Source organism: Testudinibacter aquarius (assembly GCF_004342725.1).
Lineage (GTDB): Bacteria > Pseudomonadota > Gammaproteobacteria > Enterobacterales > Pasteurellaceae > Chelonobacter > Chelonobacter aquarius.
This window is the reverse complement of the sequence record NZ_SMCP01000010.1, coordinates 86,482-110,240: the sequence shown is the minus strand read 5'-3', so window position 1 is coordinate 110,240 and position 23,759 is coordinate 86,482. Positions and strand designations below refer to the sequence as shown.

At 46.5% G+C, this 23,759-nt stretch carries 23 protein-coding genes; 1 reads left to right on the top strand and 22 read right to left on the bottom strand.

Features of this window, described 5'->3' with window-relative positions:
* Positions 1-462: 462 nt before the first annotated feature.
* The 9 genes from murI to EDC16_RS10500 form a co-directional block, all read right to left on the bottom strand.
* Positions 463-1,284 (bottom strand): glutamate racemase, encoded by an 822-nt coding sequence (gene murI, locus EDC16_RS10540; protein WP_132967813.1) that lies wholly within the window; start codon positions 1,282-1,284, stop codon positions 463-465.
* Positions 1,277-1,822, bottom strand: a complete 546-nt coding sequence (locus EDC16_RS10535; RefSeq protein WP_132967812.1) for a chorismate--pyruvate lyase family protein — start codon at positions 1,820-1,822, stop codon at positions 1,277-1,279. The genes murI and EDC16_RS10535 overlap by 8 nt, the downstream gene beginning before the upstream one ends.
* Entirely contained in the window at positions 1,809-3,890 is a 2,082-nt protein-coding gene (recG, locus tag EDC16_RS10530) for an ATP-dependent DNA helicase RecG (protein WP_132967811.1), read from the bottom strand. The genes EDC16_RS10535 and recG overlap by 14 nt, the downstream gene beginning before the upstream one ends.
* Positions 3,891-3,900: 10 nt before the next feature.
* The gene (gene spoT / locus EDC16_RS10525) at positions 3,901-6,033 is read right to left on the bottom strand and encodes a bifunctional GTP diphosphokinase/guanosine-3',5'-bis pyrophosphate 3'-pyrophosphohydrolase (protein WP_132967810.1); all 2,133 of its coding nucleotides are present in this window, start codon (positions 6,031-6,033) and stop codon (positions 3,901-3,903) included.
* Between the two features lie 48 nt (positions 6,034-6,081).
* Positions 6,082-6,366 carry a DNA-directed RNA polymerase subunit omega gene (gene rpoZ, locus EDC16_RS10520; RefSeq protein ID WP_132967809.1) on the bottom strand — a complete coding sequence of 95 codons (285 nt, stop codon included), beginning with the start codon at positions 6,364-6,366 and terminating at the stop codon, positions 6,082-6,084.
* 81 nt (positions 6,367-6,447) lie between these two features.
* Positions 6,448-7,074, bottom strand: coding sequence for a guanylate kinase (gmk, locus tag EDC16_RS10515; protein ID WP_132967808.1), 627 nt, complete (start codon positions 7,072-7,074; stop codon positions 6,448-6,450).
* 133 nt (positions 7,075-7,207) lie between these two features.
* The gene (locus EDC16_RS10510) at positions 7,208-9,199 is read right to left on the bottom strand and encodes a TRAP transporter permease (protein ID WP_132967807.1); all 1,992 of its coding nucleotides are present in this window, start codon (positions 9,197-9,199) and stop codon (positions 7,208-7,210) included.
* Positions 9,183-9,674, bottom strand: coding sequence for a DUF1850 domain-containing protein (locus EDC16_RS10505; protein WP_132967806.1), 492 nt, complete (start codon positions 9,672-9,674; stop codon positions 9,183-9,185). The genes EDC16_RS10510 and EDC16_RS10505 overlap by 17 nt, the downstream gene beginning before the upstream one ends.
* Positions 9,675-9,680: 6 nt before the next feature.
* On the bottom strand, positions 9,681-10,664 hold the full coding sequence (locus tag EDC16_RS10500) for a TAXI family TRAP transporter solute-binding subunit (protein WP_132967805.1): 984 nt from the start codon (positions 10,662-10,664) through the stop codon (positions 9,681-9,683).
* A 280-nt stretch (positions 10,665-10,944) separates the two neighbouring features.
* Between EDC16_RS10500 and nhaA the strand changes: the two genes are divergently transcribed.
* Positions 10,945-12,132: a Na+/H+ antiporter NhaA gene (nhaA, locus tag EDC16_RS10495; RefSeq protein WP_132967804.1), complete on the top strand. Its 1,188-nt coding sequence runs from the start codon at positions 10,945-10,947 to the stop codon at positions 12,130-12,132.
* Positions 12,133-12,210: 78 nt separating this feature from the next.
* Here the strand turns inward: nhaA and glyA are convergent, their stop codons facing one another.
* The 13 genes from glyA to zwf all read right to left on the bottom strand — a co-directional run bounded on the left by glyA (position 12,211) and on the right by zwf (position 23,701).
* Complete coding sequence (glyA, locus tag EDC16_RS10490) at positions 12,211-13,464, bottom strand: serine hydroxymethyltransferase (RefSeq protein WP_132967803.1); 1,254 nt, start codon at positions 13,462-13,464, stop codon at positions 12,211-12,213.
* 162 nt (positions 13,465-13,626) lie between these two features.
* Entirely contained in the window at positions 13,627-14,931 is a 1,305-nt protein-coding gene (purD, locus tag EDC16_RS10485) for a phosphoribosylamine--glycine ligase (RefSeq protein ID WP_132967802.1), read from the bottom strand.
* 70 nt (positions 14,932-15,001) lie between these two features.
* Complete coding sequence (gene purH, locus EDC16_RS10480; RefSeq protein WP_132967801.1) at positions 15,002-16,603, bottom strand: bifunctional phosphoribosylaminoimidazolecarboxamide formyltransferase/IMP cyclohydrolase; 1,602 nt, start codon at positions 16,601-16,603, stop codon at positions 15,002-15,004.
* A gap of 100 nt (positions 16,604-16,703) precedes the next feature.
* Positions 16,704-17,195, bottom strand: coding sequence for a YbaK/prolyl-tRNA synthetase associated domain-containing protein (locus tag EDC16_RS10475; protein WP_132967800.1), 492 nt, complete (start codon positions 17,193-17,195; stop codon positions 16,704-16,706).
* Between the two features lie 93 nt (positions 17,196-17,288).
* Complete coding sequence (locus EDC16_RS10470; protein ID WP_132967799.1) at positions 17,289-17,696, bottom strand: DoxX family protein; 408 nt, start codon at positions 17,694-17,696, stop codon at positions 17,289-17,291.
* Positions 17,697-18,062: 366 nt separating this feature from the next.
* The gene (ppnP, locus tag EDC16_RS10465; RefSeq protein WP_132967798.1) at positions 18,063-18,344 is read right to left on the bottom strand and encodes a pyrimidine/purine nucleoside phosphorylase; all 282 of its coding nucleotides are present in this window, start codon (positions 18,342-18,344) and stop codon (positions 18,063-18,065) included.
* 144 nt (positions 18,345-18,488) lie between these two features.
* The gene (locus EDC16_RS12865; protein WP_232517247.1) at positions 18,489-18,806 is read right to left on the bottom strand and encodes a dioxygenase family protein; all 318 of its coding nucleotides are present in this window, start codon (positions 18,804-18,806) and stop codon (positions 18,489-18,491) included.
* Between the two features lie 24 nt (positions 18,807-18,830).
* Positions 18,831-19,271, bottom strand: a complete 441-nt coding sequence (locus tag EDC16_RS12860) for a dioxygenase family protein (protein WP_232517246.1) — start codon at positions 19,269-19,271, stop codon at positions 18,831-18,833.
* Between the two features lie 119 nt (positions 19,272-19,390).
* Positions 19,391-19,687, bottom strand: coding sequence for a type II toxin-antitoxin system RelE/ParE family toxin (locus tag EDC16_RS10455; protein WP_139610637.1), 297 nt, complete (start codon positions 19,685-19,687; stop codon positions 19,391-19,393).
* Positions 19,659-19,841, bottom strand: coding sequence for a hypothetical protein (locus EDC16_RS10450; protein ID WP_132967796.1), 183 nt, complete (start codon positions 19,839-19,841; stop codon positions 19,659-19,661). The genes EDC16_RS10455 and EDC16_RS10450 overlap by 29 nt, the downstream gene beginning before the upstream one ends.
* 86 nt (positions 19,842-19,927) lie before the next feature.
* Positions 19,928-21,376 (bottom strand): decarboxylating NADP(+)-dependent phosphogluconate dehydrogenase, encoded by a 1,449-nt coding sequence (gene gnd / locus EDC16_RS10445; RefSeq protein ID WP_132967795.1) that lies wholly within the window; start codon positions 21,374-21,376, stop codon positions 19,928-19,930.
* 110 nt (positions 21,377-21,486) lie between these two features.
* Positions 21,487-22,200 carry a 6-phosphogluconolactonase gene (gene pgl / locus EDC16_RS10440; RefSeq protein ID WP_132967794.1) on the bottom strand — a complete coding sequence of 238 codons (714 nt, stop codon included), beginning with the start codon at positions 22,198-22,200 and terminating at the stop codon, positions 21,487-21,489.
* 1 nt (position 22,201) lies between these two features.
* A complete protein-coding gene (zwf, locus tag EDC16_RS10435) occupies positions 22,202-23,701 on the bottom strand; it encodes a glucose-6-phosphate dehydrogenase (RefSeq protein WP_132967793.1) in 1,500 nt (499 codons plus the stop codon).
* Positions 23,702-23,759: the final 58 nt, after the last annotated feature.

Below are 23,759 nucleotides of genomic sequence, written 5' to 3'. Positions count from 1 at the left end.
AATCGCTCAATGAATTTCTGACTATAATTTTGAAACTCCAAAAGTTTCATTATGAATTTACTATCAGCACTCATTAAGACTTTAGTTTATTTTTTACGTCCCACTGAAACTCAGTAAGACTTTACCAATGTCTTGCACAAGTGCCCACACAGATTGTCTGATATATTGTTAAAGAACAGTTTTCCACATTTCCATTTTGAAAATCGGAAAGGATTGATATTCTACCGAATCCTTATTTTTCGTCAAGAAGTTTTTGCAAACTTTTTGCTAAAATTTTCTGACTTAAACCATGTATTCACATTGTCGTTGTCAGTGGGTGCGCATTATAGGGAGCTTATATTTTTTCGCAAGATCTTTTTTCCGAAAAAGGGATCTTTTTTTAAAAAAGTAACCTACATGGTAACTAATTAAGCAAGTTGTTTATTTTATTCGCTATTTTAGCGCTTTTTATATACCAGCATATTAGTCAAGATATTTTAGTTCACTGAAACCGTAACGTTGCATCATATTATTAAATCCGAAAATATTTCCGATGGCTGCGGTTGCAAAAATAAGATTCTGCTGATTATGGTTCATTTCTGCCGTTGTAGGATAGGCTTTTTCTTCCAGCAAAAATTTGACCCGCTTCGCAACTGCTTTCCCCGAATCAACAAAATATTTTACCTGTGGTAAACAAAGTTTCAGTTCATTTTCTAGTAGGGGGAAATGTGTACAGCCCCAAATCACCGTATCCAACTGTTTCAGTTCAATCCATGGTTTGATGATATTACGCAATTTGCCCAAATCCACCGAATCACCGCGCAATTTGTTTTCAGCCAACTCTACCAATTCGGTAGTGCCTATTTTTTCCACTTGGCAATCTGTGGCATAAGCCTTGATCAACGCTTCGGTATAGGCGCGTTTCACCGTACCTTTGGTTGCCAACAGCCCGATATGTTTAGTTTGTGAAATTTTTGCTGCCGGTTTTATTGCCGGTACGGTACCGACAATACTGATATGTGATGGCAAATGCTGGCGTAATGTCGGCAGCACTACGGTACTTGCGGTATTGCAAGCTATCACCACCAAATCTATCGGATATTGTTCAACTAATTTGCGACATATTAGCAAAGTGCGGTCAATAATCTGCTGTTCGGTTTTTTCTGAGTACGGAAAAAACGCATTATCCAAACAATAAAAATAGTGGTTATTCGGCAATAATTGCTTGATTTCATGGTAAACCGTCAGTCCGCCGACACCTGAATCAAATACTAAAATAGTGGGTAATTTTGTTGCTTTATTCATGTAAATAACCAAAATCCTTTAAAAACAGCTCTGTCACCAACAATCCCAATGATGGCTTAGCAATAGTGGTTTCACCACCGGTTTGGACGTAAAACAAAGAGCGTCTGGCGGATAAATTTTTGCTTTTGCTCCATTGTAATCCGCTACGCCCTAGCTTTTGCTCGAACAGAAATTCACCTAACGGCTTTGCTCCCAATAGCATTAATTGCGGAAATTGGCGGCAAAGCTGCTGTGGGATCACAGTGCGGGCGAACACCCAACGCTGCCGATCACCGTGCAAAAACACTTCACGAATTAAATATGATTGATCTGCCGGCAAAACCGCACTTTCACTTTTTGCTAAATCTTGCTGCCAGTTTTGAGATAACAATTCGACCTCAAATTGCTGACACTTTGCTTTCAGTTTTGCCGTCAGCGAATCCGAACACAGCAGCCACTCCTGCTCGGCAGGAGTCAATGGTGCGATTAATGCTTCATCTTGCCAGACCGCACTTTGAATTAAAGTGCGGTATTGTTGCACCAAATTAAGCATTGCCATACATCGTCCGTTGATCTAACCAGCGCTTAATCAAGCCATCGACGCAGCTCGGATATTCTTCAATAATTTTACGTGCATTATGTTGCACCAACGGAATCAGTTTACGATCACGCATTAGGCTGGCAATTTTAAATTCGGCAATTCCGGTCTGTTTCGTGCCTAGCACTTCGCCCGGTCCACGAATCTGCAAATCTTTTTCGGCAATCACAAATCCGTCCTGACTGTCACGCAACACTTGCAAACGCTGGCGCGAAACCTTGCCGAGCGGCGGTTTATACATAAGTACACAATATGAATCGATACTGCCACGCCCGACCCGTCCACGTAATTGGTGCAGTTGCGACAATCCTAAGCGTTCGGCATTTTCAATAATCATTAAGCTGGCATTGGGGACATCAACCCCGACTTCAATTACCGTGGTTGCCACCAACAAATTTAGTTCCCCGTCCTTAAACTGCTGCATAATCTGTTGTTTTTCTTGCGGTTTCATTCGCCCATGCACCAATCCGATGGCTAAGTGCGGTAACGCCCGCTGTAGATCCTGCATGATCGCTTCCGCTGCCTGTGCTTCCAACACTTCGGATTCTTCAATCAGGGTACACACCCAATATGCCTGACGGTTTTCATTATGACATGCCTGATCGATACGCTGCACAATTTCATCACGCCGTTCTTCCGATACCACAATCGTTTGAATTGGGGTACGTCCCGGCGGCAATTCATCAATAATTGAAGTGTCTAAATCCGCATACACTGTCATGGCTAACGTTCTCGGAATCGGCGTTGCGGTCATAATTAATTGGTGTGGATAGTAACCGTTTTTCAACCCTTTTTCGCGCAACATTAGCCGTTGATGCACGCCAAACCGGTGCTGTTCGTCAATAATCACCAGAGCCAGATCGTGAAACTCAACTTCCTCTTGAAATAATGCATGAGTGCCGACAATCATTTTTACGTGACCGCACTTGATCCGCTCCAGCTCCGTTTGCCGCGCTTTGCCTTTGACTTTGCCCGCCAGCCAGCCGACCTCAATTCCCAAAGGTTCAAACCAACGGCGGAAATTTTGCGCATGCTGTTCTGCCAGAATTTCGGTCGGCGCCATCAGTGCTACCTGTTTCTGATTGCCGATTGCCACCAGCGCCGCCAGTGCCGCAACCAGCGTTTTGCCGGATCCAACATCGCCCTGCACCAAGCGCATCATCGGTTCATGTTGCCTTAAATCTTGCTCAATTTCGGCACTCACCCGTTGTTGTGCTGTGGTGGGACTAAACGGCAGCTGCGCTAAAAAATCTTGCAACAAAGCCGCTTTTTGATGCAGGCTGAGCGCCGTTAAACGACGGGTTTCGATGCGGCTTTTTTGTATCGCCAGATTATGTGCCAGCAGCTCTTCATAAATAAGCCGTAATTGTGCCGGGTGGTTGCCTTGTTGCAGTTGCTCGGAAGAGATTGCCGGCGGCGGTCGATGCAAAAAAACCAATGCCTCTTTCAGGCTGATTTTATGCGGATTATATTGCAATGGTAATAATTCGTTGACTGGTGTCGCCTGCAACAGTTTTAATGCTTGGTCGGTTAAATTGCGAAGTGCGGTCTGGCGCAGCCCTTCCGTGGTCGGGTAAATCGGGGTTAGATTTTCTTCCAGCATCAGAGGCTGATCGTTGCGAATAATTTGATATTGCGGGTGGTGCATTTCTGCCATGAAGCGTCCGCGTTTAATTTCGCCGAAAGCTTTGACCCGAACGCCATTTTGCAGGCTGTTCTTCATACCTGCGTTAAAATTAAAAAATCGCAACGCAATTTTACTGCTGCCGTCCGATAGGGTAACAGTTAAAATCGGACGTTTACCGAAAGTCACCTCACAGCTCTGCACCATGCCTTCGATAGTGGCGTAGCTGTCAGGGCGAATATCGATCAGCGGAGTAATCCGAGTGCGGTCTTCATAACGGCTAGGTAGATGAAACAACAGATCTTGTACATTGTTGATATTGATCTTCGCCAATTTGGCGGCAACCACTGCTCCGACACCGGCAAGTGCGGTAAGCGAAATAGCGTCCAGCAGTTGCTCTTTCATGTATTCAGCCTTATTCGTTGATATTGCGAACGATCTCAATCACACCGGAAACCGAGCTGAGTTTTTTAATGATACTGTTAAGCTGCGTAAGATTGTGGGTTGCAATCAGTAGTGTAACAAAATAGACGCGTCCTTCACGCTCTTCTGTGACAATACTTTTGATATTGCTGCCGGTGGTGGCGATTGCCGACGTCAAATTGGCCAGAATGCCTTGTTTATTCACCACTTCAATCCGCAATTCCGCATCAAATTCCGCTGTATTTTCACTTTTTTCCCACTCGACCGAGGTAAAATGTTCCGGTTGATTTTGGCTCTCACGCACGATATTGGAGCAGGACGCATGGTGTACTACCAAACCTTTGCCGGGACTGACAAAAGCAATAATTGGATCACCCGGCACCGGATGACAACATTTGGCGCAACTGGTCAGCAGACCTTCCGCCCCTTTAATCACCAAATTATTTGAATCACGTTGATTATTCGGAATGCCGTCGGTATCAATCGCAATCTTTTCGCCGAGTAGCGCATGTGCAATTACCGCACTCATATGATTACCCAGGCCAATTTCTGCTAATAAATCATCAAACGTATCCAACTTCATTTCCGCCAGCATGCGTTGCAGTCGCAGCTGATCGATATCGTCTAATTTATATGGCGAAAGCGAATGAATTAACTGGCGTTTGCCCAGCACTACCGACTCGTCACGGCGCAGGCTTTTCAAAGTCTGGCGGATTTTAGAACGCGCCTTGGCTGTAACCACAAAATTCAACCAACCTGCACTTGGACGAGCGGATGGTGCTGTGATCACCTCCACCGTTTGCCCGCTTTCCAGCGGTTGCGACAATGGATAGGGCACGCGATCAACTCGGGCGCCAATGCAGGTTTGACCGATATCGGAATGTACCGCATAAGCAAAATCAATCGCAGTTGCTCCGGTCGGTAACTCGACGATTCGCCCTTTCGGCGTAAACACATAAATTTCGTCCGGGAACATATCCGATTTTACGCTTTCGATAAATTCCAACGAATTACCGGAACTTTGCTGCAATTCAATCAAACTTTGCAGCCAACGTTGGGCGCGAATTTGTGCGGTGGTATTTTTTACTTCGCTGCCTTGTTTATATGCCCAGTGTGCCGCCACCCCCATTTCCGCCATCTGATCCATATCTTCGGTTCGGATCTGCACTTCAACCGGCACGCCGTGTGGCCCGATCATCGAAGTGTGCAACGATTGGTAACCGTTGGCTTTCGGAATTGCAATATAATCTTTCACTCGCCCCGGGCGCGGTTTATACAAACCATGCATTTGCCCAAGCACACGGTAGCAGGTATCCACGTCATGCACTATTGATCGAAAGGCATAAATATCCATAATCGAGTGAAAACGCTGCTCTTTTAAACGCATTTTCTGGTAAATCGAATACAGATGTTTCTCACGTCCGAATACCCGCGCCTGGATGCCAACATCGTCCAAGCGCCCTTTAATTTCGTCAGCGATTCGTTGAATCATCTCTTTGCGGTTGCCACGCGCAGCTTGGATCACTTTTTGTAGCACTTGATAACGATTGGGATGCAATGCCTCAAAGCCGAGATCTTCCAATTCGTTTTTAATGTGTTCGATCCCTAAGCGATGTGCCAGTGGACTGTAGATTTCCAAAGTCTCTTTGGCAATACGTCGCCGCTTGTCGGGACGCAATGATCCCAACGTTCGCATATTGTGAGTACGATCGGCGAGTTTGATCAATACCACCCGAATATCTTTAGTCATCGCCAAAATCATTTTGCGGAAATTTTCGGTTTCGGCTTCTTTACGGGTTCTGAATTTCAATTTATCCAGCTTCGAAACGCCTTCAACGATCTCCGCCACACTACGCCCAAACGATTGGGTTAGTTGTTCTTCGGTGTAAGGCGTATCTTCGATCACATCATGCAGCAACGCTGCCATCACCGCTTCGTGATCCAGTTTCATCTCAGCGATAATCGACGCCACCGCCACAGGGTGGGTAATATACGGCTCGCCGCTGGAACGGGTTACGCCCTCGTGGGCATCACGGGCAACGATATATGCCTGCTTGACCAATTCAATCTGTTCCGGCGGCAAATAGCCTTCAATGATGCGATTTAAGCTTTCGAATAGATACAAATGACACCTGCCCGTTAATTAAGGATTAACAAACTGCAACAAACTCTCTTAAAGTGCGGTTGGCGTGGAATCCGACAACAGCGAAACCGCATGAATTTCAGCTGTTTCTTGTTCCAATTGTTCAAAACGATCTTGTTTGTCCATAATCTCATTATTGATCAAGCCTTTTTCGATTTCTCGCAAGGCAATCACGGTCGGCTTGTCATTTTCAGGCTCAACCAACGGCTCACGCACATTAGACTGTAATTGTCTTGCACGGCGGGAAGCCGTCAAAATCAAATCAAAACGGTTACCGATTTTTTCTACTGCATCTTGCACTGTCACTCGTGCCATAATTATTTCTCCACTGATCGAACGCCCTGAATATTTGCCGGGCGAATTTATTGTTAAAAACGTTATATGATACTAAAGCTGCTATGATTTCGCCAGTAATTGCTGAATTAATAATTGGTGATTTTGCTGCTGCGCTTTCAGGCTGACCTTTTCCGCCAGCAAAATTGCCTTGATCTCTTCGACGGAATCCTCAAAATTATCATTAATAATCAAATAATCATACTCGTGATAATGCTCCATCTCACTAATCGCTTTCGCCATACGCTCGGCAATCACCGCAGCGGAGTCCTGCCCGCGTCCGACCAAGCGTCGTTCCAGCTCTTGCAAAGACGGCGGCAAAATAAAAATGCTTTTACAATCCGGCATTTTTGACCGCACTTGCTGTGCGCCTTGCCAGTCAATGTCTAAAAATACATCAATGCCTTGTGCTAAATTTTGCTCGATCATCGGAATCGATGTGCCGTAGTAATTGCCGAACACATTGGCATATTCCAAAAACAACCCTTGTGCAATCAAGTTTTCAAATTCGTCCACACCACTAAAATAATAATGTGTGCCGTGCTGCTCACCGGGGCGTGGTTGGCGGGTGGTATGCGACACCGAAACCCGTGCTTTGCCGGGAGGGAGCTGTTGCAACAATGCCGAAATCAGCGATGACTTTCCCGCGCCACTTGGCGCCGACACGATATAAAGATGGCCTTTTTGCATAAATTTCCTTAAAACAAAATCATATCGGAATTATGCCGTGAAATAAGAAAAAAAGCAGTAGAAAAATAACTGGCAAAACAAAAGTGCGGTCTGCCAAACCGCACTTGCTGTGAAAATAGTCAGTGGCGCAATCTTATGATGACGGTGATTGAATACTGCGGTAATTCAACCACACCATCAAACCAACGATCACCACCCCGATTAAATCAGTGATATGTTCCGGTACGATCAACATTAAAGATCCCACTGCCAGAATTATCCGCTGCCAGCTTACGATCGGATTTTTGAAATAGCCTTCAACTGCAGCCGATAAACCCAGAACCCCAATGATTCCCGTTGCGACTACACTGACAATCACCCAAATATCCGGCAACGGGAAAGTGCGGGCAGTTACAGCAACATCGGTGACATCAATCATCAGCATATTCGGGTTATACACAAACATAAACGGCACAATGAATCCTGCCAACGCCAAACGCAGCGACTGCCAACCGGTTTTCATCGGATCGCCACCGGCAATCCCGGCACCGGCAAAGGCTGCCAGTGCAACCGGTGGGGTAATATTGGCAAAAATACCAAAATAGAACACAAACATGTGCGCCACCAACACCGGCACGTCAAACACCGCCAATGCCGGCGCTGCCATAGTGGCGGTGATGATATAGGCCGGAATCGACGGCAAGCCCATGCCCAGTACCATAGACGCAAGCATGGTTAAAATCAGGGTCAGCAATAACGAACCGGCACCTAAGGTCACAATCGAGGAGGTCATCACTGTGCCGAAACTGGTCAGGTTGACCACGCCGATCACAATACCGACCACAGCACAAGCCGCCATCACCGGCAGCGCCTGTTTTGCGCCATCTTCCAGTGCTGCCCAAATATCTTTCAGCCCCATTCGGGTCTCTTGGCGCAACTGGCTGACTAATACGGTGATGCCGATAGTATAGGTCGCTGCATAACCAATTGGCACCGATTGAATCAAGAAATAAACTAAAGCAAAAATCGGCAGCAACATATGCCCGCGTGCTTTCATCACGGCTTTCAGGTGTGGCAATTGATCTTTGGAAAGTCCTTTCAAGTTGCGTTTTCCGGCACGAAAATGCACTTGCGCTATCACCCCGATATAATACAACAATGCCGGAAATAGGGCCGCTAACGCAATGGTACCGTAACTAACACCCGTGGTTTCCGCCATGATAAACGCACTGGCGCCCATAATTGGCGGCAGAATCTGTCCACCCACTGAGGCACTGGCTTCCACCGCCCCGGCAAAGTTTTTGTGATAGCCGATCTTTTTCATCAGCGGAATCGTAAATGCCCCAGTGCTGACCACATTCGCCACCGCAGCACCGTTGATGCTGCCCATAAAACCACTGGAAATCACCGCTACTTTTGCCGGTCCGCCCTGCTTATCACCGGCAATTGCCAACGCTAAATCGTTAAACAACTGTCCCATACCTGATTTGCCCAAAAACGCTCCGAACAAAATAAACAGGAAAATAAACGTCACCGAAGCGCCAGTAGCCGAAGAGTAAATCCCCTCAGTTTTCAGATAAAGCTGCCCAAAAATATCACCGATATCATACGGACGGGTTAGCAACCTGTCCGGCATAAAATCCATTGAGCTGATGAACGGGTAAAGCAGAAAAATCAACGCAAAAATCACCAACACCCAACCGGTGATCCGCCGTGCTGCTTCCAGCACTACAATCACGGTCAAAATAGCAAAAATAATATCTTCAGTATTCGGAATACCACCACGCACTGTCATAATCGCTTGATATTGATAGATTAAATATCCTGCTCCGGCTAGTGCCGCAACAAGCCACAGCCATTCGTACCACGCCACTTGATCACGACGACTGTTTTTACCTGCCGGATAAATCAAAAAAATCAGCGCACAACCGACCGCAACGTGAATTGCACGCTGTAATAACGTTGGCATCGGATAAAAGGTGATATAAAGGTGAAATAAAGAATAAAAAACCGCCAATAGGCTGATAAATTGCTTATTCCAACCGCACTTTAACTGTCGGGTCACCGACTCGCGATCATATTTTTCTAAAATCTGCTGCTCTTTGCTACCTAATGTAGCCGCATTTTGGCTAACTTGCCCAGTCATAACACGACATCCCCCATAAAAAATCAATAAATGCTATCCGAGAAGGTTCTATCCGAACCACAGTGTAATCCGGAACTAACTGATACAACGGAATATCCTGCCGTTGTGTACTCAGGCTGCCCTGCATATTGTTAGAGACCGCCCAATTAATTTCATGCAAATAAATATGCTGTCGATATCCCACATAGTCATGTGTTGTCGACAGCAGCTCCCCTTGTGATGGCGTGCCGGCACCAAAGGTTTGGAATAGGGTTTGATCAAGTAAAATTCCCTCACCATCACGCCGATAATGCTCACGCCACCACTGATGCTCCACCGAGTGGCGCCAACGCAATTCAAAATCCGGACTGTCCAAATAACATTGCCGCTCAGCGGCACTTACCCAAAACACCTTCTTTAGCGGCAAAAAACAGGCAAGTGCGGTCAAGATCAATAACAGAATCTTTGTGCCTTTGCCTGTGATTACGGTCTGCATTAGTGTCTATTTGGCATTAACTTCATCATAGTATTTCTTTGCGCCCGGATGCAGTGGTGCAACCAATCCTTGTTGTGCGCTTTGCAAATTGATGTCTTTTGCTGCCTGATGTGCGGTTTGCAATTGCGGCAGGTTCTCAAAAAACGTTTTGGTTAATTTATACACATCCTCTTCGCTCAAATCAGAACGTACCGCCAACGCATTTTTAATCGCTGCAGTCGCAATCGGATCGGCATTGCCATAAGTCCCTGCCGGGATCTCCATCGCATTAAAATACGGTTTTGTTTTGATTACTTCTGCCAAACCATCCGCCGGAATGCTGACAATTTGCAGATCAAAACCTTGTTGCAATTCCATCAAGGAAGAGTTTGGTAGGCCGCTGGTCAAGAATGCCGCATCAATCTTACCGGATTTCAAAGCATCCGCCGCCTCGGCATAACCCAGATAATCCACGGTAATATCATTGTAACTAATGCCAAATCCTTCCAACAAATTCCGTGCATTGACCTCCACCCCGGAATTCTGTGCCCCGGTTGCCACACGTTTGCCTTTCAGATCGCTGATGGTTTCAATTCCTGTACGTTTTGAAGTTACAATCTGCACATAGTTCGGGTAAAGTGCGGCAATTTGACTAACATTATCAATTTTATTCGGAAAATTGCCGACACCGTTTACTGCATCACTGAGCACATCGCTCATCAAAAATGCCATTTCCACTTTTTTCTGATTCAGCAAGTTGATGTTCTCAACTGAAGCACCCGTGGTTTGTGTTTTGGAGTTGGTGTTTAAGTCTTTGCTATAAACCTCCGCCAACGTGGTGGCAATAATATTGTAAGGACCTGATGCCCCACCGGTTGCAATCGTGATAAATTTACTCTGCACCCCTGTTGTCTCGGCTGTCGATGGTGCTTGTTTCTCACCACAGGCACTCAACAAGAGTCCCAATGCTGCCATCCCAGCAACCATAAATGATGCTTTCATTTTTCTCATAATCCTCTCCTTATCAATAAGATAAAATCAACCGACAAGAGCAGTAACAATAGCTCTCAATCATTAAATATTTTACGCCACAATACGAAATGAAGCCGACTTGACAATAACCATTAAGGCTATTGCCTGTCAATCTGTTCGTGACAAGAATTTTATAAAATTCACATTTTTATTACATTTATAATAAAAAAGTCGTGAATAAAATTCTGTTTTTCTTTAATCATTATCCGGGCTGTTATATGCTATAACCTTATGTTTTATCGGTTATAGAAGGATATGTATGCAATCATTTATCGGAAAATTTTTGAAGCTGGAATCTGCGGGTGGGATAACACTATTGGCCACATCAGCATTGGCATTGATTTTTGCCAACAGTTTTTTATCCCCTTATTATTTCGAATTATTGAATACACCGGTTGTCGTGCAATTCGGCGAGCAAGGTATTGCTAAGCCGTTTTTATTGTGGGTCAACGACGGTTTAATGGCCGTTTTTTTCGTTTTAGTTGGCTTGGAGGTGAAGCGTGAAATTGTTTTAGGTTCGCTTTCTTCCTATCAACAGGCAATTTTACCGGTCTTAGCCGCACTGGGCGGCATGGTTGTCCCGGCGTTAGTGTTTACTTTTTTCAATTTTAATGATCCGGTTGCGATGGAAGGTTGGGCTATTCCAATGGCGACCGATATCGCCTTTGCACTGGGAATTATGGCACTACTCGGCAAACGAGTTCCGTTACCCCTGAAAATATTCTTGCTGGCATTAGCCATTATTGACGACTTAGGGGCGATTATCGTGATCGCATTGTTCTTCGCCCATGGTTTGAGCACCGAAGCCATGCTCGGCGCCGGGCTCTCGGTGATTATTTTAATCATCATGAACAGAATGCGAATCAGCGCGCTGTGCGCCTATCTGTTTGTCGGTATGGTGTTGTGGATTTGTGTACTGAAATCAGGGGTACATGCTACGCTTGCCGGAGTCATTCTCGGTTTCACCATTCCGATTACCGCCAAAGACGGCAGCAGCCCGCTAGAAAGTCTGGAGCATGCTCTAAACCCCTGGTCGGCATTTTTTATCCTGCCGATTTTTGCCTTCGCTAATGCCGGCGTACCGCTAGGCGGGGTTAATCTGGAAACCTTGAGCGGTGCTCTACCGCTAGGTATTATGCTAGGTTTACTGATCGGCAAGCCGTTGGGCGTGTTTAGTTTCTGCTTTATCGCTATCAAACTGAAAATTGCCAAGCTGCCGTTATTGGTGAATTTAAAACATATTTTTGCGGTCTCGGTGCTGTGCGGAATCGGCTTTACCATGTCGATGTTCCTTTCAGGATTGGCATTCGAAAATGCCGGTGAAAGCATCAATACGCTATCACGAATTGGCATTTTGCTAGGCTCAACCATATCCGCCGTTTTGGGACTGGTTTTGCTGCGTGCCAGCACCAATACCTCAAGTGCGGTTGCACAGAAAAATATTTAATGACGTCTAAAAGTAAGGGCGGATTAACTATCCGCCCTTACTTTGCCTGATCAAATATCGTTATCAATCATCAAATCACTAAGCATAAACCGGAAAACGTTTACAGATTGCAATCGCTTTCTGTTTAATACCCTCGATAACGGCTTCGTCTTCGATGTTATCCAACACATCGCACATCCAACCGGCAAGTTCTTTGGCTTCTGCTTCTTTGAAACCACGACGGGTGATTGCCGGAGTACCGACTCGGATACCTGAAGTCACAAACGGGCTTTTCGGATCGTTTGGCACTGCATTTTTGTTGACGGTAATATTGGCACGTCCTAACGCCGCATCAGCCGCTTTTCCGGTCAAGCCTTTATTCACCAAATCTACCAAGAACAGGTGGTTTTCCGTGCCATTAGATACGATGTTGAAACCACGTTGTTTGAACACCTCCACCATCGCTTGCGCATTTTTCACCACTTGCTGCTGGAAGATTTTGAATTCCGGCTCCATCGCTTCTTTAAAACACACCGCTTTTGCCGCAATCACGTGCACCAACGGACCGCCTTGACCTACCGGGAATACCGCACTATTCAGTTTTTTGTACAACTCTTCATCGCCGCCTTTCACCAAAATCAAACCACCACGTGGGCCGGCTAAGGTTTTATGTGTTGTGGTTGTCACAACGTGGGCGTGTTCCATCGGGCTAGGATAGACTCCGGCGGCAATCAAACCGGCAACATGCGCCATATCCACAAACAAATAAGCGCCGACTTCATCTGCGATTTCACGCATTTTTTTCCAGTCAACCACTTGTGAATACGCCGAAAAACCACCAACGATCATTTTAGGTTTCACCGCCAACGCTTGCGCACGCAACGCATCGTAATCGATAAAACCTTCATCGGTGATACCGTATTGTTCTGCATGATAAATTTTGCCGGAGAAGCTGACCGTTGCGCCATGGGTCAAGTGACCACCGTGTGCCAAGCTCATGCCTAAAATGGTATCGCCCGGATTTAACAACGCCATATACACTGCGGCATTGGCTTGTGACCCAGAGTGCGGTTGCACGTTGGCATAATCTGCGCCAAACAGCGCTTTGGCACGGTCAATTGCCAGCTGCTCAATAATATCAACGTATTCACAACCACCGTAATAACGCTTGCCCGGATAGCCTTCGGCATATTTATTGGTCAATTGCGAACCTTGCGCTTCCATCACTCGCGGGCTGGCATAGTTTTCTGAAGCGATCAGTTCGATATGCTCATCTTGACGACGATCTTCGTCTTGGATGGCTTGCCATAATACCGGATCATAATCAGCGATATTCATGTCACGTCTTAACATTGTTCTATTCCTCATTTTAGGTGGTCATTTTGGATAGTTGATAACTTACTGGCTAAGTCTAAGACTTTTTAGTATTTCGATACAGCCTTTTTTACAAAAATTGCCGTCGTTAATTTCATAGCCAAGATTAAATTTTTTCATTTTCGCCGCTCAAAAGCGCAATTATTTTCCTTGTTCCCGCGCCACGGCACGATAGCCGATATCACGGCGGTAGAAACGCCCTTGCCATTGCACTTGTTCCGCCAGTTGCAGCGCTTGTTGCTGTGCAGCAGCTACTGTATCGCCCAGCGCGGTGACGCACAACACCCGTCCGCCGTTGCTGACCAGTTGATCACCTTTTTGCTCAACGCCTGCCAAGAACACTTTTTGTGCGGCAAGTGCGGTTTGCCCTATGCTAGTAGACGGGATACCACTAATCACATCGCCTTTGCGGTAATCGCCCGGGTAGCCTTCTGCCGCCAACACGATGCCTAATGCCGCTTGCGCACACCATTCAGACCGCACTTGATCCAGTTTTCCGTCGCACGCTGCCAAGCACAGTTCAACTAAATCGGACTGCAAACGCATCATAATCGGCTGTGTTTCCGGATCACCAAAACGGCAGTTGAATTCAATCACTTTCGGTTGTCCGTTCGGCATAATCATCAAACCGGCGTACAAGAAACCGGTGTAAGTATTGCCTTCCGCCGCCATACCGTTCACCGTCGGGTAGATCACCTCTTGCATAATCCGTTGGTGAATCTCCGGGGTCACCACCGGCGCCGGCGAATATGCGCCCATGCCTCCGGTGTTTAAACCGCTATCATTTTCGCCAACCCGTTTGTGATCCTGACTGGTTGCCATCGGTTCAACGTTCTTGCCGTCCACCATCACAATAAAGCTGGCCTCTTCGCCGTCCAAAAACTCTTCAATCACAATCCGATGTCCGGCATTACCAAAGGCATCGCCAGACAACATATCCTGAACCGCACTTTCAGCCTCTTCTAAGGTCATTGCCACAATCACGCCTTTGCCTGCCGCCAAGCCATCGGCTTTAATCACAATCGGTGCGCCTTTTTGTTGCAGGTAAGCCAGCGCAGGCTCCACTTCAGTAAAGTTCTGGTATTCTGCGGTCGGAATATTATGCCGTGCGAGAAAATCTTTGGTAAAGGCTTTCGAGCCTTCCAGTTGCGCCGCCGCTTGGGTCGGACCGAAAATTTTCAATCCGGCGGCACGGAATGCGTCCACCACCCCGATCACTAACGGCGCTTCCGGTCCGACAATCGTCAAACCGATTTCGTTTTTCTGGGCAAATTCGACCAAACCGGCAATATCGGTGACCGCAATCGCAACATTTTCCACCTTAGGCTCAAGTGCGGTGCCCGCATTGCCCGGTGCCACAAAAATTTTCTGCGCCAATGGCGATTGTGACACTTTCCAAGCTAAAGCGTGTTCACGACCGCCATTGCCGATAATTAAAATATTCATTTGAGATCCTTACGCTAAATGGGAAAAACAAAAGTGCGGTCGCTACCGTTGGCTGACCGCACTTTGCAGATTAATGACGGAAATGGCGCATGTTGGTCAGCACCATCGCCATGCCGTGTTCATCGGCAGCGTCGATCACTTCTTGATCGCGCATTGAACCACCGGGATGGATCACACAACTGACCCCTGCCGCAGCTGCCGCATCGATACCATCACGGAACGGAAAGAAAGCGTCGGATGCCATCACCGTGCCTTTGACTTCCAAGCCTTCGTCGGCGGCTTTGATACCGGCGATTTTGGCGGAATAGACCCGGCTCATTTGTCCGGCGCCGATCCCGATAGTTTGGTTATTTTTGGCGTATACAATCGCATTGGATTTAACATATTTCGCCACTTTCCAGCAGAACAACAAATCCCTCAACTCGGCTTCTGTCGGTTGGCGTTTGCTCACCACTTGTAAGTCATTTAATTCCACCATGCCCAAGTCTTTGTCTTGCACCAACAAACCGCCGTTGACCCGTTTAAAGTCCAAGTGCGGTTGCCGCTCGCCCCACTCGCCACAGGCTAAAACACGCACATTCTTTTTGCTTTTCAAAATAGCCTGGGCGTCTTCTGCAACCGACGGTGCGATAATCACTTCGACGAATTGGCGATCAATAATAGTTTTAGCCGTTTTTGAATCCAAAGTGCGGTTAAAGGCAATTATGCCGCCAAAGGCGGAAGTCGGATCGGTCTGATAAGCACGGTTATAGGCTTGCAGAATATCACTACCCAAGGCTACACCACACGGATTGGCGTGTTTAACAATTACACACGCCGGTTCGGCAAACTCTTTGACACATTCCAATGCGGCGTCGGTATCGGCAATATTATTATAAGACAATGCCTTGCCCTGCAACTGTTCTGCCGTGGCAACGCTGGCTTCATGCAATTGATTTTCCACATAAAATGCTGCATTTTGATGGCTATTTTCGCCATAACGCATGGTTTGTTTGCGCGTGAAATTCAGGTTTAAGGTGCGTGGGAATTGTCCGCTCGACTGGTTTAATTCCTCTTTTTCTGCACCTTGGTAAGGCTGTACTAACTGACCAAAATAGTTGGCAATCATGCAGTCATATTGTGCAGTATGTTCAAAAGCTTTAATTGCCAGATTAAAACGGGTCTGCGGCGTAAGCGCATTTTGGTTGTCATCCATCTCTTGCAACACGCGCCCATAATCACTGCTATCGACCACAATGGTCACATCTTTATAATTTTTTGCTGCCGAACGCACCATTGCCGGACCACCGATGTCGATATTCTCAACGGCCTCTTCCAAGGTGCAATCAGCACTGGCAACAGTTTGTGCAAACGGATAAAGATTGACCACCACAATATCAATCGTCTGAATACCGTGAATCGTCATCACCGCATCATCAATCCCACGCCGCCCCAAGATACCACCGTGAATTTTCGGGTGCAGGGTTTTCACCCGCCCGCTCATCATTTCCGGAAATTGAGTATAGCTCGACACTTCGCTGACTGTCAGCCCTGCATCGCTCAACAATTTGGCGGTTCCGCCAGTGGAAAGCAGCTTAACGCCGCGCTCGACAAGACCTCGAGCAAATTCTACAACGCCTGTTTTGTCAGAGACACTCAACAAAGCTTGGCGAATAGGACGATTAGATTGCATGGTAATTTCCTTTACAGATTAAGATGAAAGTGAGTGAAATTCGAGCACTAATTATAGCCTAATTTACATTTTTTCTGTAGCGGAAAACAGATTTATAAAATTAAACCGCACTTTGTACGAAATCCAACAGCTGAGGAGCGGCAATTCGACGATAGTCTTCAGTGTTGAGGATAACTGAGTTTTCCAACGTGCCGGCATTAAATGCCAGCTCGCTATAACGCTCAAACAAGCTGCGGTCGGCAACCAGTTTTAATTCTGGATGAAAACTGAAAGGTGGAATCGCACCAAAGACACAATCAGTCAGTTCGCTAACCTCTTTCGGGCTGGCAAGTGCCGCACGCAAACCACCAAGTGCGGTTGCCAAGCGAGATAAATCCGCCTGCTTATCCGCCGGTAAAATGGCTAAAACCCACTGCTTTGTACCTTGCCCTTTCACCACACACAATAACGCTTTTGCGCCTTGTCCTAATTCAGTGCCACGCACCTTGGCGACTTCTTCCGACTTGCCGCAGGCTGGATGCTCAACCATACGATAACGTGCTTGTTGTTGATGCAAAAGTGCGGTCAGTTGTTGAAAAGTTGTTAATGACATATTCTCTCTCCATCGTTGCAATTCAGCTGCTGACTATAACAAAAAAACCCGTACGGCGTTAACCGAACGGGTGGTTTGAACATCAACAAGCAATTATTTTTTACAAATTTTATTGTCCAATGCTAATGCGCCCGGGCCGGCAAACACAAAGTAGAAAAATACTACCGAATACAGTGCCGCTAATTCACCTTGATTCAACAACGGCATCAAGATATTGCCAGCGGCACCGTGCACCATGAAATAGGCTACTGCCATTTGGCCGGACAGCAGGAATGCCACCGGGCGAGTGAACAGTCCCAGCGCCAGCAAAATGCCACCGCCGATTTCCAACACACCGGCCAAACCATATTGGGAAAACAGTGCCACGCCGCCGTTACCGCCGGTCATCGAAACCGGATATTCGAAAAACTTCGCCGTACCGTGCCAAATAAACATATAGGCGGCGATAATGCGTAATAGGGCTAAAGCATAAGGTGCATAGGAATTTAATTTATTGTTCATCAGTTTCTCTCTTAATATCAAAATAAAAAGTAAAAAGGGTTACTAGCAAAAGTGCGGTCATTATAGTTTTCCTGATTGGCGGAACAACCCAAGAAAAAGAAACGTATTATCAACCCAAAAGAAATCATCCGATGTTACACTGCTGCAAAGTCCCCCTTTTTACATAATAGGGGATTTTGATCTTTGTTTATCGCAATTGTCTCTGAAATTATTGCGACCTCGATGCTGAAAGCCTCACGGAATTCACTCATTTCGCGCCGAGCATGATCGTGGCGCTCAACCTGTTTTCGAAAACAATAAGGCATTAAAAGATAAAAAATCGGCATCTTAGCGGTGCCGATGATGGTTAAAAGTGCGGTCTGTTAATTAGCCGTAAGTACAGAAATAGGCGGTTTCGACTGCGACTTTCAGATCAAACGATTGGTTGGCATCGACGGTAAAGGTTTCCCCGGCTGTGAATGTTTGCCATTCATCACTTTGTGGCAGCTTAACGGTTAGGGCGCCGCTGATCACTGTCATGGTTTCAAACTGGCTGGTGCCGAAGGTGTATTCACCGACCGACATCACCCCGACCGTTGCCGGTAAGGTTTCGGTTTGCAACCCGATTGAGGCTACTTTGCCGTCGAAATATTGATTGATTTTTAACATATTGCTTTCCTTTTGTTGATAAATAATATTTAGTATTCTATGTGATAACTTAATTAAAAATCAATAATCTTTTCTATTTTCAAGATAAACATTAAATCTAAGCACAAAGTGCGGTATAAACCGCACTTTGACATCAACTTGAGATTACCCGACTTGAACGCAGGTCATATCCAACGAGCCACCAACAAAATCGGTGTTGAAAATCGTTAGCTTATCCTCCGACTGTTGCAGCGCCAAAATATACAACAACGGTAGATAGTGCTCCGGTGTCGGAATCGCTTTTTGCACGTCCTCGCCTAAAGTGTGGTAATTCACGAGGGCTTGCAAATCGCCCGAACGGATCAAATCCAATAAGGTTTGTTGCGCGCGCTGCGCCCAGTCATACCCGAACAGTTGATCTGGGCGCTGCCAGTCGATTAGGCGCAAATTGTGGATCAAGTTGCCGCTGCCTAGAATCAACACCCCCTGTTCCCGCAGCGATTTTAGCTATTTTGCCAGTTCGAGATGCTGCTGCATTGTCAAACGTCCGCCCAAACTGAGTTGCACCACCGGAATGTCCGCCGCCGGATACATCTGTTTCAACACCGCCCAAGTGCCGTGATCCAAGCCTTGTTCCATATCAAGACTGATATTCGGATTGTTCACCAAATCTTTCACTTGTGCCGCCAACGCCGGAGCGCCCGGCACCGGATATTGCACTTGATACAGCGCCTCCGGAAAACCGTAAAAATCATAGATCAGCTCTGGATTGGAGGCCGCGGTTTCTGCCACCCCCATCGAGATCCAGTGGGCAGAGATCACCAAAATCGCTTTCGGTTTCGGCATTGCCTGTGCGGCTTGACGCCATTTTGGGGTGAATGGGTTGTCTTGAATCGCCAACATGGGCGAACCGTGACCGATAAAAATCGCCGGCATTTTGTTGTTCATATTAACTCCTTGTGAATTTGTATCTTCGAAGTATATGAATCAACCAATAGGAAATAAAGTGCGGTTTTGTTGATGGATGATTTTCTATTGGGAAATAATAGATAATGTCATTGTTTACGCTATGGATATTTTTTCAGGCTGTGTAACACGGTCAAAATGAATACGTTATTTTCCACCTCATTGTATTCATAAACAATCCGATAGCGTTGACAAAAAGCGTATCGGCTACCGTCAGACTGCACTTTATAGGCTTTCGGAAATTCTGAAATAAAATCAAATTTTTCAAAAAAAAGTGACCGTAATTTTGCAACACTTCGCGCAGAATTGGTATATTCACCAACACTAGTGAGAATATCCTCTAATTCAGTTAATGCTCGAACAGAAAAATTAAGCGAACGCTTTGATATTTTGTTCAAACTCTGCTTCCTCATTCGCAACCCGTTCAACAATCTCAAGTGTTAGTAATTCTGCCTCTTCGAGTGTAACAATACGGCCAGCTGCAATATCCGCCCGCCCCGCTGCAATTTTTTCAGCCAGATATTCATCATATCCTTTTTCTTTTATCAGCATACAAGCCTCCGTTTTTAATTATAGTAGCTGTGTTGCCACAGAAACACAGCTACTATTATAATTTTATTTCCAATATTAATCAGTGACTACACTTCATAAGTCGTAGAAGCGATGTCGCCGCCTTTGCCGGTCCAGTTAGTGTGGAAAAACTCGCCGCGTGGTCGGTCGGTGCGCTCGTAAGTGTGCGCGCCGAAGTAGTCACGCTGTGCTTGTAGCAGGTTTGCGGGCAAACGGGCGCTGGTGTAGCCGTCTAAGAACGTGATGGCCGACGCCATACACGGCATTGGCAAGCCGATCTCAATGGATTTCGCCACGACTTTACGCCATTCCGGCAACGCATTTTCCAAAATAGTTTTGAAATAGCTGTCAGCACCCAAGAATTGCAGATTCGGATTAGTCTCGTAAGCATCACGGATATTGCCCAAGAACGCACTGCGGATAATACAGCCTTCGCGCCATAAAAGTGCGGTATTGCCATAGTTCAGATCCCAATTATTATTTTCTGACGCTTCACGAATCAGCATAAAGCCTTGCGCATAAGAGATAATTTTTGAGGCAAGTAGTGCTTTGCGTACCGCTTCGATCCATTGTGCTTTATCGCCTGTAACCGTGCCGATCTGCTTATTGAACAACGCTTGGTTTTCGACACGCTGTTCTTTGAATGCCGACACGCACCGGGCGAATACCGCTTCACTGATCAAGGTCAACGGAATACCTAAGTCCAATGCGTTGATACCGGTCCATTTGCCGGTGCCTTTTTGCCCGGCGGTATCCAGAATTTTTTCTACCAACGGTTCGCCGTTTTCATCACGATAACCGAGAATATCGGCGGTGATTTCGATCAGATAGCTGTCCAGCTCGGTTTTGTTCCACTTACTGAACACGTGGTGCAATTGGTCATAACTTAAGCCCAAACCCTCTTTCAGGAATTGGTAAGCTTCGCAAATCAACTGCATATCGCCATATTCAATACCGTTGTGCACCATTTTCACGAAATGCCCGGCGCCTTCTTTACCGACCCAGTCGCAGCACGGTTCACCGTCTTTGGTTTTGGCGGAAATCGCTTGCAGGATTGGTTTCACATATTGCCACGCTTCTTCGTTGCCGCCCGGCATGATGGACGGTCCGAAACGTGCGCCTTCTTCGCCGCCGGATACGCCGGCGCCGATAAAGCGAATGCCTTTAGCCGCCAAATCTTTTACGCGGCGGTTGGTGTCCGGATAATTGGAGTTGCCGCCGTCAATGATGATATCGCCCTGTTCCAAGTGCGGTAACAGGCTGTCGATAAATTGATCGACCACTTCACCGGCACGTACCATCAACATCACTTTACGCGGTTTTTCCAGTTTATCGGCTAAATCCTGCAATGAATAAGCGCCGATAATATTGGTTCCTTTTGCCGCCCCTTGCAAAAATTCGTCCACTTTGCTGGTGGTGCGGTTGTAAGCCACCACCTTGAAGCCGTGATCGTTCATATTCAGAATCAGGTTTTGCCCCATGACTGCAAGTCCGATTACGCCGATATCACCTTTCATATTTGTTTCCTTTTAGTTTGCTAAAATTGTTGATTAATATGTTATACCGCATTTTGTAAATGGGCAGATGCAATCCACCCCTACAATTATTTCACTATATCTCGGTTAAATTACTGTAACTGCGATGCCGCATCAGCATCTAAATACCATTCGGTATTGCCGTTATTCGCCTTGATCCTAGCCGCCGGATAGGGCAACTCGTTCTCGCCTGCCTGTTGAATTTCATGCAACAAATCAGCTTTACTGGCGCCGGTGACCAAATAGGTCAGGCGTTTCGCATTTTCGATAAGGTAAGCAGATTTGGACACCCGTAGTTGCCCTGATTGCGGCTGCTTCGCCACAATGGTCAACTCTGTTGTGGCAAAATCCACTTGCAGCGGAAACAGTGAGGCGGTGTGACCGTCCGGCCCCATACCTAAAATAATCCAATCAAATTCCGGTACACCGGCACTGTTTTTTGGCAGCAACGCCAGCATTTCGTCGGCAAAGCGTTTGGCTTCGGCTTCCGGATCGTCTTCGCCACGAATGCGGTGGATATTCTCCGCCGGAATCTGAATATGATCGAACAGTAAACGCTGCACTTCACCGTAGTTGCTCTCTTCATCGTCCGGCGCAACGCAACGCTCGTCACCCCACCAGAAATGCAGATTTTGCCAATTGATTTTGTCGGCATACTGTTCCGCCAACGTTTTAAACAACAACTTCGGGGTGCTGCCACCGGACAGCGAAATATGCACCGGCTTGGCTTGTTGACTATAGGTTAAAAATGCTTCGGCTATCTTCTCTACCGCACTTTGTGCGTCTGCAAAAGTAATATAATTCATGTTATAACTCACAATATTCCGTATTCGTTAAATTTTTACACGGGAAACGCCAACTGCGGTTTTTGGATTCCATCATAAAATCTGCTTCTTGTGGCCCCCAAGTTCCGCTGGCGTATCCATATAGTTTTGGGTTATTGGCTTTGTAATCCAATATCGGTTGGACAAATTTCCAACAGGCTCGCACCGCATCACTGCGAGAAAACAGGGTTGCGTCTCCCAACAGTGAATCCAGCAGCAAGCGTTCGTAAGCATCCAGAATATTCTTATCCGCCAAGTCCTGATAATGAAAATCCATCGATACCTCTTTGGCTTCAAATCCGGAACCCGGATTTTTTAAGCCGAAACTCATCACGATTCCTTCATTCGGTTGAATGCGGATAATCAATTTATTCTCTGGTGCATTGGTGCTGAACACCGGATGTGGGGTTTTCTTAAAGTGAATCACCACTTCAGTCACCCGAGTCGGCAGCCGTTTGCCGGTACGGATATAAAACGGCACGCCGCTCCAACGCCAGTTGTCGATCTTCAATTTCAGTGCCATATAGGTTTCGGTGCGCGATTGCGGATCAACGCCTTTTTCTTCGCGATAACCATTTTGGTATTCGCCACGCACTTTAGCACCGGTGTATTGCCCCAGTACCAGATATTTTTCCAAGTCTTCATCACTCAGCGGATGCAGGCTTTGCAGCACTTTCACCACTTCATTACGCATCGCATCAGCATTGATCACGGCTGGCGATTCCATCGCGATCATCGCCAACACTTGCAGCAAATGGTTTTGAAACATATCACGCATTGCGCCGGAGCCGTCGTAATAGCCGCCACGCTCTTCCACACCAAGCGATTCTGCCCCGGTAATTTCCACATAATCAATGTAATTACGATTCCACAGCGGCTCAAACAAACCATTAGAAAAGCGCAGCACTAAAATATTCTGTACGGTTTCTTTGCCTAAATAATGGTCGATCCGATAAATTTGTGATTCGTCAAAATCCTCATGCAGTTTGCTGTCGAGGCTGATTGCCGATGCCAAATCGTAGCCGAACGGTTTTTCCACCACTAGGCGTTTCCAACCGTGATTCTGGTGGTTCAGCCCATGCGCCGCCAGACACGCCGGGATCACCGGGTACAGGCTTGGCGGCGTGGAAAGATAGAACAGCGTGTTGCCGCCGGTATGGTGCGCTTGCTCCAACTGCTGCAACCGCACTTTGACTTTGGCATAATCGGCTTCGTTCGAGGTATCAATCGCTTGGTAATAAACATGCGAAAAAAACTCATCCATCTCAGCCGCTGCAATGTTTTCGCTCTTTGCCAAAATGTCACTCAATTTTTCACGATATTGTGCGTCACTGTATTCAGTTCTGCTCACGCCTAAAATCGCAAAATCATCTGCTAAACGACCATTTTTAAACAGATGGTATAAGGCGGGAATCAATTTACGGTGGGTCAAATCTCCCGAAGCGCCAAAAATAACAAGGCTGTTGTTGTCCGGTTTTTTCATTTTTTATCCTTTCAGGTCCACGACCTTTTTGATCAGCAATCATTGCAGTCTAATAAGA